We start from the raw sequence: 16,005 nt of genomic DNA on the forward strand, positions 1-16,005 counted from the left end.
GGGGTGACGGGAAAGGGGTCAGCCGGCGGGCTGGAGCAGGTCCCAGCGGTTGCCGTAGAGGTCCTGGAAGACGGCCACCGAGCCGTAGGGCTCGTGGCGCGGCTCCTCCAGGAAGGTGACGCCGGCGGCCAGCATCCGGCCATGGTCGCGGGCGAAGTCGTCGGTGTGCAGGAAGAAGCCGACACGCCCGCCGGTCTGGTCGCCGATCCGGGCCCGCTGCGTCCCGCCCTTGGCGCGGGCCAGCAGCAGGGCGCTGCCGTCGTCGGCCGCGACGACGACCCAGCGCGAGCCGTCCGGACGCGGGGCGTCCTCGACGAGCCGGAACCCGAGGGCTTCGGTGTAGAAGCGGATCGCCTCGTCGTAGTCGTCGACGACGAGGGTGACCAGGGCGACGCGTCTCATCGGGGCCTTTCCGGGAGGGCTGATCAGCAGAAGAGGTTATACGTAAAACGTGCGATACGCCAGTCTCCTCGGGGAGGCCCGGGACGGAGGAAGGACGAGGTCGACGGCGGGGGCGAGGCGCGCGGTCGGGCGGGGGCTACGGCAGCGGGCGGGGAGACCGGCGTGGAGGCAACCTGCCGGAACGAGGCCGCGTGCAGGGGCGGCCGGGCCGCCGGGAACGGGACGTCGGCCGGGGGGCCGCCACGCCCGGGGGCCGCGGGCCGCCCCGGCCGGCCCCGTTGCCGTTCCGGCGGGACGGCACACAGCAGTGGTTGCCGACCGGGCCGAGTCGGCCGGCGGGACGCAAGGGCGGGCGTTGTTCACGAGGCGGATCGTCCACCGCGACGCGGGGGTTACCTGTCAGTAATTACCGGTGCTTTGATGTCTGCGCCGCTCAGTCCTCCTCACCCTCAGGGAGATCCGGTGACGCTCACCGCACCGCGCCGCACCCGGGGCACCGTCGTGCTGGCCCTCACTCTGTCCGCCGTGCCGTTCACCGGTGCGGCACCCGCTGAGGCCGCCGAACCGGTCGTACCGGTACGGGTGCTGACGTACAACGTGTTCCTGATGAGCAAGAGCCTGTACCCCAACTGGGGGCAGGACCACCGGGCGGCGCAGATCCCGAAGGCGCCCTTCTTCCACGGGAACGACGTGGTGGTACTGCAGGAGGCGTTCGACAACTCCTCCTCGGACGCGCTGAAGCGCGCGGCCGCCGGGGAGTACCCGTACCAGACGCCCGTGGTGGGACGCAGCAGGGACGGCTGGGACGCCACCGGCGGGGCGTACTCCGCGCTGACACCGGAGGACGGCGGTGTGACCGTACTCAGCAAGTGGCCCGTCCTGCACAGGGAACAGTACGTCTACAAGGATGCCTGCGGCGCCGACTGGTGGTCCAACAAGGGCTTCGCGTACGTGGTGCTGGACGTGAACGGCAGCCGGGTGCACGTCGTCGGCACACACGCGCAGTCCACCGACCCCGGGTGCGCCGCCGGGGAGGCGGCGGCGACGCGCGGCCGGCAGTTCGCGGCGATCGACGCCTTCCTGGACGCCAAGGACATCCCGTCGGACGAGCAGGTGCTGGTCGCCGGCGATCTCAACGTCGACTCCCGCTCGCCCGAGTACGCCTCGATGCTGGCCGCGGCCGGGCTGGTGGGGGCCGACACGCGCACCGGGCACCCGTACTCCTTCGACACCGCCGAGAACTCCGTCGCCCGGTACCGGTACCCGGACGACCCGCGCGAGGACCTGGACCATGTCCTGCACCGCGCGGGGCACATACGGCCGGCCGTGTGGAAGAACGACGTCGTGCGGGAGGAGTCGGCGCCCTGGACGGTGTCCAGTTGGGGCACGGACTACACCTACACCAACCTCTCCGACCACTACCCGGTGGCAGGTCTGGCGGGTTGACCCACCCGCTCGGGCACTTCGTCGAGCCGGCGCGGTTCGTCAGCGGTCGGGCGTAGGGCCTCAGCGGTCGGGGTAAGGGCGTCGATGGTCGGGGGAAGGGCGTCGGCCGCCAGGTCGTCGGTGCGGTGGCCGCTTCGTACGCACCGCGCAGTCTCACCCACGCCCACCGCGACGACTCTCAACAGGCCATCGTCTCCTCGCACTTGCGCAGCGCCTCCTGGACGTCACGGCTCCACGGGCGGGGCGCGGGCGGGGAGGCGGTCGACACGGTGTGTACGCCGGGCTCCTTGCGCTCGGGCAGGTCGCCGGGGCGGGTGCCGGGCCGCCGCTCGGGGTCGTGGTCCGGTCCCCGGCCGCAGACCTGGTCGAGGAGGCCGGTGAGGTCGCCGTCCGGCAGGGGCAGTTCGAGGTCGTCGTCGACGAAGCCGATCACGGCCGGTACGTACTCCACCAGCGACCGCAGCGTCCGGGGCAGCCCCCGTCCGCCGCGCCGCAGCCCGCGCAGCACGTGCAGGGCGGTGGCGATCTCCACCTCGGTGGCCTCGCGGTTGAGGGTGGCGGGGGTGATGTCGGTGTGGCGCAGCCACCAGTCGGCCTCCTGGTCCTCCCCCAGGGAGCGGTGGTGGAGGTAGAGGCAGTACGAGGAGACGGTGTCGGAGCCGCCGGCGCCGTACTGCCACCAGAAGCGGGCGCTGTCCTCGCAACCGGCCAGGTGGAGCAGGGCGCCGAGGACGCGGGCGCCGGAGGGTTCGGGCAGGCAGCTGCCGAGGAAGGCGCCCAGTCCGCGCAGGGCGCCGGGGCGCAGCAGCAGCGCCTCGCACAGCGCGCGCAGGTCGCGGGCCGCCGGGTGGGGCTGCGCGGGCCGAAGGCCCCGCGGGGCGGGCCGGTTGGCGGGGCCGGCCAAGGGTTCGTCGCCGTGGGCGGCGACCCGGGCGGCGATACGGGCCTCGGCCGCCTCGATATCGGAGCGGGTGTAGGGGGCGGTGGGTACCAGCCGGGCCCCGGCGAGCAGGGTGTCCACATCGCTCACGGTGTCGTGGGTCATGAGCGCTCCGCCTCCTCCTCGGCGCACGATGCGTAGATCTCCTTCAGCCGGCGTTTGGCGTAGCGCTCGGTGGAGCGTACGCCCGCCTCGGTGATGCCGAGGTGGAAGGCCACGTCGGCGGTGCTGTAGCCCTCGCAGTAGCGCAGCCGGATGACGTCGCGCTGGCGCTCGGGCAGGGTGGATATGGCGCGGAACAGGCGCAGATTCTGCTCGATCACCTCGAAGGCGTCCTCGGCGCCCTGCAGCGTGACCGTCTCGAAGACCGCGGTGTCCATCAGGGTGGGGCGCCGGCCGCGGGCGCGGGCGTGGTCGATGATGCGATTCCTGACCACCCGCCAGGCGTAGGCGGCGGGGTTCTCGGTGCGCAGGGTCTGCCGCCAGTCGCGGGCGAGCTGGACGAACGCCTCGTCGACGGCCTCCTCGGCGTCGGCGCGGCAGCGCAGGCAGCGTTCGGCCTCGCGGACGTAGCGGGGCCGGTGCATCTGGTGGAAGGCGGCGAAGTCCAGAGGCAGTTTCTCGGGTGCCCGGGGGCGGCCGGCCGGGCTCAGTCTCGATTCCTCCTGGGTCACCGGTCGCCTCCCGGCAGCCGGTGGTCCATCTCCCGGACGCCCACCCGCACCAGGGCGGCGACGACCCGGCGCGCGAGGGCTACGGCGCCGGGGCCGAAGACCCGCAGGGCGAGCAGGGCCAGCGCCCCGTCCCGGGCGAGCTGTACGAACTGGTCGTTCACGGACCCTTCGGTCCTCTCCGTTGGCTGGTCGGGGCGCGGCAGCCCCGGAAGGCGACGGTTACACCTTCTGCCTCAACGGCGTCCGCCGACGGTTTTTCGTGCATGCCCGGTTCGAAAGCCGGGTGTATTTGGTCGGTTCGGACTACGGAGTGTGTCGTTCCGGACTAACACCGGTGCCGTTGTGGACTAACAAGCGTGATTCTGCGGCCGGTTGGGCGACCGAATGCGCCCGTTCCCGGCCGGATCCGCGGCGTCCGTCGGTACCGGGCAGGCACGGACATGCTTCCGGAGAGGGCGGGCGCGGCTGTGCTCCCGAGCGCGCAAGGCAGTCCCGGGGCGCACGACAGCCCCGGGTGGCTACGGTCTGCCGGGGCAGTCCCCTGCCGGTCCCTCGCCTCGGCTCACTTGTCCCTGCGCACCGGCACGACGACGAGGAACGCGTCCTGCTTGAGGTCCATCACCACCGTCGCGGGCTTGCCCTCGGCCCGCAGGGCCGCCGCGTATTCCTCGGCCGGCCACGAGCCGCGCGGAGCCCCCGCCGGGAACCGCCGCATCACCTTGGTGCGCATGGCGGCGCCACCTCCCCTGGTCCGCGGCCACCGGCCCGTGCCGGCGGCCCTCTCCTTTCGCGTGCCCGGGATCGGCACGGACATGTCGGTCGACGGAAGCTCACTACCAGGCGCGTGCGGCGCGCAGCAGCGCGGCGCGCACCCGGGGGACGTCCGGGTTGTCGGCGGCGCCGGGGCGCTGGACGAGGAACCCGGTGTTGATCGGCGGGTCCTCCGGCTCGTGCAGCGCGACGAGCGCGCCCGAGGCGAGCTCGGCGTGGCAGAGATAGCGCGGGAGAACGCTGAACCCCGCGCCGGCGACGAGCGCCGAGCGCACCGCGCGCAGGTCGGGGACGGTCACGGCGGCCGGAAGGGTCAACCGCCGGCCGAAGACGTGCCGCCAGTAGCGCCGGGCGATGGGCAGGTCCTCCGCGTAGCTGACCAGCGGCACCCCGTGGAGCGCAGTGGGTCCCTGCGCTGCCGGCCTCCCGCTGATCCTCTCGGCCCACACGGGGGCGGCGACCAGCACGAACTCCTCGTCCATCAGCGCGGTGGCCGACAGCGTCCGGCCGCGCGGCCGGGTCGTGGCGATGACCAGGTCGTGGCGCCCTGCCCGCAGTTCCTCCAGGAGGGGGTCGGTCAGGCCGGTGGCCACCCGCAGCCGTACCCCTTCGGCGGCCAGCGGGGCCAGGGCGGGCAGGACCCGGACGGCCAGCAGTTCGGCGGGGCCGGCCAGGTGGACGGGGTCGGCGGGCCGGCCGTCCGGGGCCGGCCCGGGGCCCGCCACCGCCGCGAGGTCGTCCAGGGGCCCGGCCACGCGCGCGGCGAGTTCGTCGGCGACGGCCGTGGGGGCGACGCCGCGCGGGAGCCGCTGGAACAGCTCGCGGCCGGTCTGCCGCTCCAGCGCGCGCATCTGGGTGGTGACCGTCGGCTGCGACAGCCCCAGCAGCCGTGAGGCTCCGGTGAAGGAGCCGGAGCGGTGGACCGCGAGGAAGGTGCGCAGCAGGTTCAGATCGATGTTCGCGGGTCCGTCCACACGCCCAGTATCGCCCCTGCGGCCATAGGTTTCCCTATGCCGGGCATCGGGGTTTCCATTGGTTTTCCGTGGGTTGTGCGTGGTTGGCTCGGGGCCATGAGCAAGATTCTCTTCGTGATGACCGGCGCCGACCACTGGACGCTGGACGACGGCACCGAGCACCCCACCGGCTTCTGGGCGGAGGAGGCGGTCACCCCCTACCGGGCGTTCAAGGACGCCGGTCACGAGGTCGTCGTGGCCACCCCGGGCGGGGTCGTGCCCGTCGTGGACCGGGCGAGCCTGGCCCCCGAGGTCAACGGCGGGGCGGAGGGGGCGGACCGGGTGGCCCGCGAGCTGGCCTCGATGACCGAGCTGAAGCACCCGCTGCCCCTGTCGGCCGTGGACCTCGCCGACTACGCGGCCGTCTTCTACCCGGGCGGGCACGGCCCCATGGAGGACCTGGCCGTCGACGCCGACTCGGGCCGGCTGCTGACGGCCGCGCTGGACTCCGGCGTGCCGCTGGGTGTGGTCTGCCATGGCCCGGCCGCCCTGCTCGCGGCGGTGGCGCAGGACGGCTCCAACGCGTTCGCGGGGTACCGGGTGACGGCGTTCAGCAACGCCGAGGAGATCCAGGGCGGTCTGGCCCCGCGGGCGAAGTGGCTGCTGGAGGACCGGCTGACCGAGGCGGGCGTCGAGGTGCGGGTCGGCCCGGAGTGGGCCCCGCACGTGGTCGTCGACCGCACCCTGATCACCGGGCAGAACCCGGCTTCGTCGGCCGCGGTGGCGGACGGGTTGCTGCAGCGGCTCGGCTGAACGGGTTTGCGTGTGCGGATCTGCCGAGCCGCACACGCCCGACCTCTACACATAAAAGGGAAATAAGAGCAAAATAAGACATGCACGGCATTTGCCGTACGTCACTGCAGGCGGCGGTGGCCTGCCAGTCGAAGGAGACGAGTCATGGCCGACGTCTCGCGCACCCGGGGTGACATGTCCACTCACCCCGACACCTACGAAATGCGGGAACGGTACGCCCGCATGCTCGGCGGCCGCGACGTGGCACTCGTGGACGGACCGGTGTTCCTGCTCGGTCTGTACTGCGCCGTGTCCCCGTGGATCCTCCACTACACGACCAGCCAGCCCCCGCTGGTGACCCACAACCTCGTCGTCGGCATCGCCATCGCCCTGCTGGCCCTCGGCTTCACCCGCGCCCCCGAGCGCATGTACGGGCTGAGCTGGGCCATGTGCGCGGTCGGCGTGTGGATGATCATCGCTCCGTGGGTCGTGGGCGACAGCCCGGACACCGGCGTCGCGCTGAACAACATCATCATCGGCGCCCTGGCGGTGGTCCTGGGGCTGATGTGCGCCGGCACGGCGGCGAAGACCACTGCCCAGCCGTAACCGCACGCCCCCTCGCGGCACCGTTCTCCACCCCGGCCGGCCCGCTCCCCCGCGGGCCGGCCGTCCACGTCCCGCTCGGCACTAGGGGCGGTGGACGTACGGCGTCGTCGTGCTCAGCGCCGCGAAGCCGAGGCGTCCGAGGACGGGCCGGCTCCGGTCGGAGGCGTCGACCTGGAGGTAGGGGTAGCCGCGCTGGGCGGCGATCCGGGCGCGGTGCGCGACGAGCGCCCGGTAGACGCCCCGGCCACGCCAGCCCGGGACGGTACCGCCGCCCCACAGGCCGGCGAACCGGGCGCCGGGCACCAGTTCCATCCGCGCTGAGCTGACCGGGGCGTCCCCGGCGAGGGCGACCAGGGCGACCAGGGTCCGCGGGGCGCCGGCGAGCCGGTTCAGGAGCTGTTCCCGCAGCCGGGACCCGTCCCTGCCGAAGACCCTCTCGTGCGTCTCGACCATGAGGTCCACCCCGGCCCGGTCGGTCACGGGGACGATCCGTACCCCCTCGGGCGGCTCGGTGTCGAGGGGGAGCATCGCGGTCTCGCCGATCATCAGCGTCTCCTCGGGCTCGGCTGCGAAGCCGGCCGCCGTCAGCCGCCGGCCGAGGTCGGCCGGCCGGTCGTGGCCGTACACCTTCCACTCGAACTCCCGGCCGAGCCCCCCGAAGTACGCGATCTGCGCGGCGATGGCGGCGTCGGCGTCCGTCTCGTCGAGTCCCGACCACAGGACGCCGTTCCATCCGCCGCCGGGGGCGGTCTGGCGAACTACGCCCCCGGTCCGTTCGACGCGGGCGCCGGGGCCGTCGGGGTGGGCTTCCTCGCGCATGTCCCGGTCGTAGCGGGCGAGCACAGCGGCATGGTCCATGGGGGACACCTCACCACCCGCGCCCCGTTCCCTCAAAGGAATTCGCCCCCGCCGCCATGGTGCCCGGCCGCCGCGAACCCGCAGGGTACGGGGCCGCCGGCGCCCCCGCACGCCCGGAGGCGGACGGGCCGCGGGCCGCCTATCGTGTTCCGGGGCGCCGGTTCCCGAGCGACGGCGGGGCGCCCTGGGAGGCACTGATGCTGGCCATGCTGTCGACGCGCACCGCACCCCTGCGCTGCGCGTGTGCCGCGGCCGCCGCGCTGACCCTGCTCGGCGCCGGACTGCCCGCGGCCTTCTCCGGCCGGGACGGCGACCGCCCGTCCGGGCTCGCCCGCTTCTACGACCAGAAGATCGCCTGGTCCCGGTGCGTGGGACTGGAGACGCCCGACGACCTGCAGTGCGCGAGGGTGACCGTTCCCCTCGACCACGCCCACCCGGAGTCCGGCACCCTGGACCTGGCGCTGGCCCGCTACCGCGCCACCGGCGAGAAGCGGGGCTCGGTGGTGCTGAACTTCGGCGGCCCCGGCGGTGCCGGGGTGCCCGGGCTCGCCTACGGCGGCAAGGAGTTCATGGAACTCACCGACCACTACGACGTGGTGTCCTTCGACCCGCGCGGCGTCGGCCGCTCCTCACCCGTCAGCTGCGGCGAGGGAGAGGAGGAGGGCCTTGCCACCCTCGACGACGCCGCCGTGGACCTCTCCGACCCGCGTGCCGTGCTTGAGCGGCTCAAGAAGGCTGCCGCCGCGTGCGCGGAGCACTCGGGGCCGGTGCTGCCGTACATCGGCACCGTGCACGCCGCCCGCGACCTCGACGTGATCCGCGCGGCCCTCGGCGACGAGAAGCTGAACTACCTCGGCTTCTCCTACGGCACCCGACTCGGCGCGGTGTACGCGGCCCAGTTCCCCGAGCGGGTGGGCCGGCTGGCGCTGGACGGCGTGGACACCCTGACCGAACCGCTGGCCGAGCAGGGCCTCGCGGGCGCGGCGGGACAGCAGAGGGCCCTGGACGACTTCGTCACCTGGTGCACCGAGGACATCGCCTGCCCGTTCGGGACGGATCCGCGCTCCGCCCGCGAGGCCGTCGTACGGCTGGTGCGGTCGCTGGACGAGGATCCCGTGCCGACCGGCTTCGGAGAGCCGTTCACCGGTCAGGACCTGGTCGCCGCACTCGGGCAGGGGCTCTACAGCAGGCAGTGGTGGCCGTCCCTGCAGCGGGCCCTGGCCCGGCTGGTGGAGGAGGGCGACACCAGCGGGGTGCTGGACTTCGCGACGGGCGGCGTCACGGCCCCCCTCGCGAACCGGGCCGCGCCGGACGAGGAGGATCCCGAGCCCGGGGACGGCGCAACACAGACGCCGGGCGCGCTGGTCGACCCGGAGGACGTCCCCGTGGACAACCTCCCGGCGGCGCTGATGGCGATCAACTGCGCGGACGACCCGGACCGGCCCGGCGCCGAGCGGATCGCGGCGGACCTGCGCCGGCTGCGCGCCCGGTACGAGGCGGCGTCCCCGGTGTTCGGGCGCTACCGCCTCGCCCAGGTGCTGATGTGCTACGGCCGCCCCCCGGGCACCGACTTCGTCCGGCAGGCGGTCAAGGACGTCGACACCCCGAAGATGCTGCTGGTCGGCACCCGGGGCGATCCGGCCACGCCGTACCGCTGGACCGTGGAGACGGCCGAACGGCTCGGGTCGTCGGCCGTCGTGCTGGACAACAAGGGCGAGGGGCACACCGGTTACGGGACGTCCCGGTGCGTGCACCGCAAGGTGGACGACTTCCTGCTCTACGGGTCGCTGCCGCCGGACGGCAGCTCCTGCGGGGCCGACCCTCAGGAGTGACCGGGCGCCGCCGGCCTCAGCCGGTGATGAAAGCGTCGAGGGCGGCCGTCAGCTCGGCCGGCTTCTCGACGGGCAGCTCATGACCGGCGTCGAGGACGCGGACCGTGGCGTCCGGGTAGGCCTTGGCCATCCTGAGCATCTGCTGCGGCGGCAGCTGGATGTCGTGGTAGCCGTGGATCATCAGGGTGGGTGCGGTGATCTCGCCGGCCCGGTCCAGGACGTCGAAGGCGCGCATGGCGCCGTAGAGGGTCATGACCACCTCGCGCGGGGTGCCGGCGGACTCCTTGACGTACCGCCGGATCTCCGCGCGGGGGTAGCCGGGGGCGAAGGCCCGCTGGATGTTGGCGGCGACGAACAGCTTGAAGGGGGCGAGGGTGGAGGCGGCCATCAGCAGGGCGCGGGGCCGGCTGTAGGCCATCCGCCCGATGGAGTTGACCAGCACCATGCGGTCGACCCGTTCCGGGTGGGCGAGGGCGATGGTCTGCGCGATCATCCCGCCCATCGAGTGGCCGACGATCACGAACCGCTCGATCTTGAGGTGGTCGAGGAGGGCGAGGACGTCCCGGGCCAGCTCGTCGACGGTGCGCACCCCGGCCCCGGTGCTCTCGCCGTGACCGCGCAGGTCCAGCCGCACCACGCGGCGCCGTTCGGCGAAGTGGGCGAGCTGGTGGTCCCAGCGGTGCCGGTTCGCCGTCCAGCCGTGCACCAGGACCAGGGGCAGCCCGCCGCCGTCGCGCGGGCCCTCGTCGTCGTACGCCAGTGTCGCTCCGGCGACGTCGAGCTGCGGCATGGGGGCCTCCTGCGGTGTGCTGCTGCCGGTCACTGAGGTTACTGACGCGTACGGTAACCGGCCGCGGGGGGCCTCGGCCAGCGTTCCGCGGGTCCCGGCCGGCCGTGAAACGCTGGGGGCCGTCCAGGGAGAGGAGCCGACGGATCGTGTCGAAGCTGCTGGGTGTCGCGGTGCTGGGGGCCGGCCACATGGGGGCCGACCACATACGACGTATCGACCGGGTGGTGAGCGGCGCCAGGGTGGCCGCGGTGGCCGACCCGGACGCCGACCGGGCCGCGGAGGCCGTCGCCGGTATCGACGGCGTCACCGTGCACACGGAGACCGAGGCCGCGCTGGACGCGCCCGGCGTCGAGGCGGTGCTGATCGCCTCCCCCGGCCAGGCGCACGAGGAGGCGCTGCTGGCGGCCTTCGCCCGCGGCCTGCCGGTGCTGTGCGAGAAGCCCATGGTCCCGGACTCCGCCGGGGCGCTGCGCGTGGTGGAGGCGGAGGCGCGGCTGGGGCGGCGGCTCGCGCAGATCGGGTTCATGCGGCGCTACGACAGCGAGTACCAGGGCCTCAAGCGGGTGCTGGACGAGGGGCGGCTGGGCCGGCCGCTGATGCTGCACTGCGTCCACCGCAACGTCTCCTCGCCGCCCGGCTTCACCAGCGCCATGCTGATCGAGAGCTCGCTGTCGCACGAGATCGACGCGGCCCGCTGGCTGCTCGGGCAGGAGGTGACCGCGGTGACCGTGGTACGGCCCCGCGCCTCCTCCGGCGCGCCGGCGGGGCTGCACGACCCGCAGTTCGTGCTGCTGGAGACCGACGGGGGCGCCCTCGTCGACGTCGAGGTCTTCGTCAACTGCGGCTTCGGCTACGAGGTGCGGTGCGAGGCGGTGTGCGAGGCGGGCGGCGTCCGCGTCGGCGAGGAGCCGGGGCCGCTGGTGAGCACGGGCGGCCTCGCCGGGCGGGAGGTGCCGCGGGACTACCTGGTGCGGTTCCGGGACGCCTACGACCGTGAGGTGCGGGCGTGGGTCGACGCCGCCCGGCGGGGCCGCGTGACCGGTCCCACCGCCTGGGACGGCTACGCCGCCTCGGTGGTCGCCGAGGCCGGGGTGCGCTCCCTGACCGGGGGCACCCGCGCGGCGGTCTCCCTCGCGCCGCGTCCGGCGCTCTACACGCCCGGCGCCGCGGTGCGGTAGCGGACTCGTTCGCTCTCCGAACGCCAGACCGGGCCGCCGGGGTGCGCCCCTCACGCGCCCCTCAAGTCACGTACGTCTCCTACGACTTGGCCGGGCCCCGGGGTACGCGGGAGGCGGGGTGGGGACGGTCCGCGAAGACTCTGGCATATGCCCGACGCATCACCGTATCGTGTGTGGCCGAATCCCTTACACGGCGTCGCGGGCTGTGCAACAGTCGTAACGGCCCTTCCGTCCGCCCCGCCGCACCTTCCCGCCCTCGACCCTGGTCGAGCCGGGGGAACCCCTCACACCGGAGTGCGTCATGCCGTCCCACTTGTCCGCGGACCGCCCAGCCGCCCAGCCGCCCGGCGGCGGCTCGGTCGACGCGCTGATATCGCAGACGCGGCGACTCAAGGGCGACGTGGACGCCGTGCGACGGGACGCCGGCGGCGACGGGTCGGACCCCGGGGACCGCTGGCAGCGCGCCCTGTGCGACCTGGCGCTCCATCAGCTCGACGACCTGGACGCCCACTTGGCGCAGTTGCGGGAGGGGCCGCCGACCCCGCCGGCCGCCGACGGCGCCGCGCTCCCCCGCGCCGCCGCGGCGGCCGGCCCCTGGCGCGGCTCCCTGCTCAGCCGGGTCGGCAGCGCGGAGTGGAACCTGCTGACCGACGAGGCCGTGTGGTCCGCCGAGCTCTACCGGATCCTGGGCCGAGACCCGGCCGCACCTCCGCTCACCCTGGACGAACTGCCCTCCGTCGTACCGGAGGAGGACCGGCCGAAGCTGACGGCGATGGTCACCGGCTGTCTCGTCGACGGCCGCCCCATCGACGGGGAGTTCCGGGTGGCGCGTCCCGACGGCGAGGTCCGCACCGTGCACATGATGGGCGAACCCGTACTCGACGCGGACGGCGGCACCGCCGCCATGTGGGCGGTGCTGCGGGACGTGAGCGCCCTGCGGCGCAGCGAGCGGACGGTCAGCGAGACCCTCGACTCGCTCCAGCGCCACCACGACCGCGCGCAGACCGAGCACCGGGTCGCGGTGGAGGCGCAGGAAGCCGTGCTGCCCCCGTGGCGCGGTGCCCTGCGGCTCCCGCACGGCGAGCCCGGGCCACTCGACGTCGCCGGCCGCTATCTGCCCGCCGCGAGCGGCTCGATGATCGGCGGCGACTGGTACGACGCGCTGGAACTGCCCGGCGGGGCGACGCTGTTGAGCGTCGGAGACCTCACCGGACACGGCCCCACCGTCACCTCGTCCATGGCCATGCTGCTGGGCGCGCTGCGCGGCATGGCGATGGCCGGCACCCGGCCCGGCCCGCTGATGACACTGCTCAACCAGATGCTGGAGGCCACCGGCCGGCCGGCCCTCGCCAGCGCCCTGTGCTGTCAGTACCGCCCCGGGAAGCGCACCCTGACATGGGCTCAGGCCGGACACCCCGCCCCGCTGCTGTTCCGGGACGGGACGGGACGCCGGCTGGACACGCCGCGGGGAGCGCTGCTGGGCGCCGCCCCCGGTGGCTCCTACGGCCACGCCGAGGAGATCCTGCGCGAGGGCGACCTGCTGCTGCTGCACACCGACGGGCTGGTGACCGGTGACCCGGGCCGGGCCGGCGACGCGGGCGCGGCCGGAACGGGCCGCCTCCTCGCGCTGGCCGCGCGCCTCGACGAGGCGCGCGACGCCGCGGACTGCGTGCGCCTGGTGGTGAAGGAGTTCGGCGCGGCCGAGCGCCAGGACGACGCCTGCGTGCTCGTCGCACGGGTGACGTCCTGACCCTCCCCGCCGGCCGGCCGGCGCTCACGCCTGCGCGGTGCCGCCCTTGCCCCCCCTCGCCCTGGGCAGTGCGACCCGGATCTGCTCGCGCAGTTCGCTGACCCGCGGATAGTCGGCGTACTCCGCGGTCAGCCGGTACATCTGGCGGAGCCGGTCCCAGGTGCGGCGCGAGGAGTTCTGCCCCATCGACACCAGGGCCAGCCGGGCGAAGCTGTCGGCCTGCTCGGGGTCGTCGGCGATGAAGCAGGCCGAGGCCATGGAGAGGAAGTCGAAGATCTTCGACCGCTCCTGGGCGTCCACACGCAGGGCGAGGGCCTTCTCCGCGTAGTACCGGGCGTGGACGGCGGCGCCGGGTTCGAACTCCGCGAGCGTGCGGTAGGACAGGGCCTGCATGCCGTACAGGTCCGCCTCGTTGAACAGCTGCATCCAGCTGGGCGGCGCCACGTCGCCCCGGTCGGAGACGAACAGGTCCTCGGCCTGTCCCAGGGTGCGGCGCATGGCCTGCCCCTTGCCCATCGACGCCTGCGCCCAGGCCTCGATGGTGTGGAACATGGCCTTGGTGCGCGGCAGCACCGCCTCGCCGGAACCGGACTGGGCGAGTTTCATCAGGTCCAGGGCCTCGTCGGGCCGGCCCAGGTGCACCATCTGCCGGGCGGCGCGGGACAGGGCCTCACCGGCGCGCGGACGGTCGCCGCCCTCCCGGGCCGCGTGGGCGGCGATGAGGAAGTACTTCTGGGCCGTGGGCTCCAGGCCGACGTCGTGCGACATCCAGCCCGCGAGCACGGCGAGGTTGGCGGCGACGCCCCACAGGCGGCGCTGCAGATGGTGGGGGTGGCGATAGGCGAGCATGCCGCCCACCTCGTTGAGCTGGCCCACCACGGCCTTGCGCTGGAGTCCCCCGCCACGGGCGGCGTCCCAGGCACGGAACACCTCGACCGAGCGTTCCAGCTCCTCGATCTCCTCCGTTCCGACGGGAGCGGCCTCGTAGCGGTCGAAGCCGGCGGGATCGGCGCCCAGGGGGTGGTCGAGGACGGGTGCGTCGGCGGAGAGGGTGGGGTCGGTGTGCAGCCAGTCGTACATGGCGTTGCTGAGTGCTGGTCCCGCGGCGAGCGCGGCACCCGCGCCCACCAAGCCGCGTCGGTTGAGCATGAGGTCCATTCCCGTGAATTCGGTGAGGACCGCGGCGGTCCGCTCGGGCGCCCACGGCACACCGTCGGGATGCTCCACGCTCCCGCCGCCCTGCCGTTTCCCCGTACGCCCGTGCCGGACCAGACCAAGGTCCTCGATGGTCACGACACGGCCGAGACGCTCGGTGAACAGAACCGCCAGCACCCGCGGCACCGGGTCGCGCGGGATCTCTCCCGTGTCGATCCACCGCCGCACCCGAGAGGTGTCGGTCGCCAGCTGGGGGTGGCCCATGGCCGCCGCCTGCTTGTTGACCAGCCTCGCGAGTTCGCCCTTGGACCAGCCGGTCAGGCCGAACAGGTCCGAAAGTCGGGTGTTTGGTTCTCCGCTCACGTCAAGCCCCCAGGTTCTCGGCTGAGTTGACAGTAGCCCCGGGAGAGTTGCCGGGCGACTATTCGCCAGGCTTCGCCAGGGTGCGCTAGATGGTGTGCCACGGGCCATCGGGTGTCAGGTAGGAACGCGCCACCCCGACCCGGTCGCCCTCCTCGCGGTACAGCTCGCGGTACAGGCAGTACGGCCGGTGCATTCCCCAGGGTGCACCCGGGAGACCGGGCCGGGCCGCGCAACGTCGTCGCAGGCACACGAAGGGATCTGTTTCGCCCATGTACGCAGCATCGTCCTCCGTGTCCGCACCGCCCCGGCCGCTGCGCCCCCGTCAGGGCGGCGGCCCCTACCTCGACCCGACCGTGCGGACGGCGGGCTCCGTGCTCGGCGCCGGCCGTCCCCTGCGCGCTCCGGGGCTCGGCCCGCAGCCGCTCAGCGGGAGGATCGACCTGTCGGGCCCGCAGGGCGCACAGCTGCGCACGGCGATCGCGTCGGTGCACCGCATCTGCCCGGAGTTCGCGCCGGTCCAGGTGATGCGCCGCAGCGGCCGCTCGGTGCTGCTGGTCGGCACGACCGGACGCAGCACGGCCGTCGCCAAGTGTTTACTGGACCACTCCCCCGCGTGGGTCGAGCGGTTCGGGCACGAGATAGCGGCGTACCGCACGTTCGTCCGGCACCGCCCCCCGGTGCGGGTACCGAGACTGATCGCGGCGGATCCGGACCACTGCACGCTCGTCGTGGAGCGGATGGCGGGACGGCCGGCGGCGCTCCAGCGCCACCCCGTCGAGGCCCCGCCGCGCGCGGACATCCGGGCGGCGCTCGGCGCGATCTGCCGGCTCAACGCCTGGCGGCCGCCGGCGGGCACCTTCGACGCGCCGCTGGACTACGCGGCCCGGATCGCCCGCTACCACGAGCTGGGGCTGCTCACCGACCGGGACCTCGGCGACCTGCAGAAGCTGCTGCGCGGTATCGCGGCGAGCGCGGGCCGCCAGGGCATGGGCCAGTTCTGCCACGGCGACGCCCTGCTGGCGAACCTCCTGATGTCACCGGCCGGTCCCGTACTGGTCGACTGGGAGCACGCGGGCTGGTACCTGCCGGGGTACGACCTGGCGGTGCTGTGGTCGGTGCTCGGTGACGCCGCGGTGGCGCGCCGTCAGATCAGCCAGATCGCGCAGTCGGCGGGCCCGGCCTCGCGCGACGCCTTCCTGGTGAACCTGATGCTGGTGCTGACCCGGGAGATCCGCACCTACGAGACGGCCGTGCAGCGTTCGATGCACGACGCGGCCCCGACGGCCCCGGGGTCGGCCCACCCGGGCGCCGCGCCGTCCGGCGAGGAACAGCGGCTGCTGCTGCGGCGGCTGCACGACGACTGCCAGCTGGCCCGTCGGGCCGTGCGCGCGGCGGTCGGCACTCGCTGAGGGGAGCGGAGGTCCTCGGCGCACCGTGCTCCGCGGTGCGCCGAGGACCTTCGCATGTCCGGGTGCGGAACGCGCCGAAGCGCCTG

Annotated in this window: 16 protein-coding genes; 7 read left to right on the forward strand and 9 right to left on the reverse strand. The window is 73.9% G+C overall.

Features of this window, described 5'->3' with window-relative positions:
- Positions 1 to 18: 18 nt before the first annotated feature.
- Positions 19 to 402, reverse strand: a complete 384-nt coding sequence (locus tag ACSLTV_RS08490) for a VOC family protein (protein ID WP_432138047.1) — start codon at positions 400 to 402, stop codon at positions 19 to 21.
- A gap of 420 nt (positions 403 to 822) precedes the next feature.
- Here ACSLTV_RS08490 and sph point away from each other — a divergent pair, with 420 nt between their 5' ends.
- On the forward strand, positions 823 to 1,848 hold the full coding sequence (gene sph, locus ACSLTV_RS08495) for a sphingomyelin phosphodiesterase (RefSeq protein ID WP_432138046.1): 1,026 nt from the start codon (positions 823 to 825) through the stop codon (positions 1,846 to 1,848).
- 178 nt (positions 1,849 to 2,026) lie between these two features.
- Here the strand turns inward: sph and ACSLTV_RS08500 are convergent, their stop codons facing one another.
- The 5 genes from ACSLTV_RS08500 to ACSLTV_RS08520 form a co-directional block, all read right to left on the reverse strand.
- On the reverse strand, positions 2,027 to 2,893 hold the full coding sequence (locus ACSLTV_RS08500; RefSeq protein ID WP_432157378.1) for a hypothetical protein: 867 nt from the start codon (positions 2,891 to 2,893) through the stop codon (positions 2,027 to 2,029).
- Entirely contained in the window at positions 2,890 to 3,462 is a 573-nt protein-coding gene (locus ACSLTV_RS08505) for a sigma-70 family RNA polymerase sigma factor (RefSeq protein ID WP_432138044.1), read from the reverse strand. The genes ACSLTV_RS08500 and ACSLTV_RS08505 overlap by 4 nt, the downstream gene beginning before the upstream one ends.
- A complete protein-coding gene (locus ACSLTV_RS08510; protein WP_432138043.1) occupies positions 3,459 to 3,623 on the reverse strand; it encodes a hypothetical protein in 165 nt (54 codons plus the stop codon). Before ACSLTV_RS08510 ends, ACSLTV_RS08505 begins: the two co-directional genes overlap by 4 nt.
- Before the next feature lie 401 nt (positions 3,624 to 4,024).
- Entirely contained in the window at positions 4,025 to 4,192 is a 168-nt protein-coding gene (locus ACSLTV_RS08515; RefSeq protein ID WP_432138042.1) for a hypothetical protein, read from the reverse strand.
- Positions 4,193 to 4,295: 103 nt separating this feature from the next.
- A complete protein-coding gene (locus tag ACSLTV_RS08520; protein WP_435611921.1) occupies positions 4,296 to 5,207 on the reverse strand; it encodes a LysR family transcriptional regulator in 912 nt (303 codons plus the stop codon).
- A gap of 96 nt (positions 5,208 to 5,303) precedes the next feature.
- Here ACSLTV_RS08520 and ACSLTV_RS08525 point away from each other — a divergent pair, with 96 nt between their 5' ends.
- A complete protein-coding gene (locus tag ACSLTV_RS08525; RefSeq protein ID WP_435611922.1) occupies positions 5,304 to 5,999 on the forward strand; it encodes a type 1 glutamine amidotransferase domain-containing protein in 696 nt (231 codons plus the stop codon).
- A gap of 144 nt (positions 6,000 to 6,143) precedes the next feature.
- The gene (locus ACSLTV_RS08530) at positions 6,144 to 6,584 is read left to right on the forward strand and encodes an SPW repeat protein (protein ID WP_432138039.1); all 441 of its coding nucleotides are present in this window, start codon (positions 6,144 to 6,146) and stop codon (positions 6,582 to 6,584) included.
- 81 nt (positions 6,585 to 6,665) lie between these two features.
- Here the strand turns inward: ACSLTV_RS08530 and ACSLTV_RS08535 are convergent, their stop codons facing one another.
- Positions 6,666 to 7,442 carry a GNAT family N-acetyltransferase gene (locus tag ACSLTV_RS08535; RefSeq protein WP_432138038.1) on the reverse strand — a complete coding sequence of 259 codons (777 nt, stop codon included), beginning with the start codon at positions 7,440 to 7,442 and terminating at the stop codon, positions 6,666 to 6,668.
- A 197-nt stretch (positions 7,443 to 7,639) separates the two neighbouring features.
- On the opposite strand from ACSLTV_RS08535, the gene ACSLTV_RS08540 reads away from it, so the two are divergent.
- Positions 7,640 to 9,274 carry an alpha/beta fold hydrolase gene (locus ACSLTV_RS08540; protein WP_435611923.1) on the forward strand — a complete coding sequence of 545 codons (1,635 nt, stop codon included), beginning with the start codon at positions 7,640 to 7,642 and terminating at the stop codon, positions 9,272 to 9,274.
- 16 nt (positions 9,275 to 9,290) lie between these two features.
- Here the strand turns inward: ACSLTV_RS08540 and ACSLTV_RS08545 are convergent, their stop codons facing one another.
- Positions 9,291 to 10,064, reverse strand: a complete 774-nt coding sequence (locus ACSLTV_RS08545; RefSeq protein ID WP_432138036.1) for an alpha/beta fold hydrolase — start codon at positions 10,062 to 10,064, stop codon at positions 9,291 to 9,293.
- A gap of 146 nt (positions 10,065 to 10,210) precedes the next feature.
- Here ACSLTV_RS08545 and ACSLTV_RS08550 point away from each other — a divergent pair, with 146 nt between their 5' ends.
- Both ACSLTV_RS08550 and ACSLTV_RS08555 read left to right on the forward strand, forming a co-directional pair.
- Positions 10,211 to 11,242 carry a Gfo/Idh/MocA family protein gene (locus ACSLTV_RS08550; protein WP_432157376.1) on the forward strand — a complete coding sequence of 344 codons (1,032 nt, stop codon included), beginning with the start codon at positions 10,211 to 10,213 and terminating at the stop codon, positions 11,240 to 11,242.
- Positions 11,243 to 11,543: 301 nt separating this feature from the next.
- Positions 11,544 to 12,992, forward strand: coding sequence for a PP2C family protein-serine/threonine phosphatase (locus tag ACSLTV_RS08555; RefSeq protein WP_435611924.1), 1,449 nt, complete (start codon positions 11,544 to 11,546; stop codon positions 12,990 to 12,992).
- Between the two features lie 24 nt (positions 12,993 to 13,016).
- Here ACSLTV_RS08555 and ACSLTV_RS08560 read toward each other — a convergent pair whose 3' ends face one another.
- Positions 13,017 to 14,510 (reverse strand): DNA-binding protein NsdB, encoded by a 1,494-nt coding sequence (locus ACSLTV_RS08560; RefSeq protein WP_432157374.1) that lies wholly within the window; start codon positions 14,508 to 14,510, stop codon positions 13,017 to 13,019.
- Positions 14,511 to 14,779: 269 nt separating this feature from the next.
- Between ACSLTV_RS08560 and ACSLTV_RS08565 the strand changes: the two genes are divergently transcribed.
- Positions 14,780 to 15,919, forward strand: coding sequence for an aminoglycoside phosphotransferase family protein (locus ACSLTV_RS08565; protein ID WP_432157373.1), 1,140 nt, complete (start codon positions 14,780 to 14,782; stop codon positions 15,917 to 15,919).
- The last annotated feature ends 86 nt before the right edge of the window (positions 15,920 to 16,005 follow it).

The sequence above is a fragment of the Streptomyces sp. bgisy159 genome (assembly GCF_965341775.1).
In the GTDB taxonomy this organism is placed as follows: Bacteria; Actinomycetota; Actinomycetes; order Streptomycetales; family Streptomycetaceae; genus Streptomyces.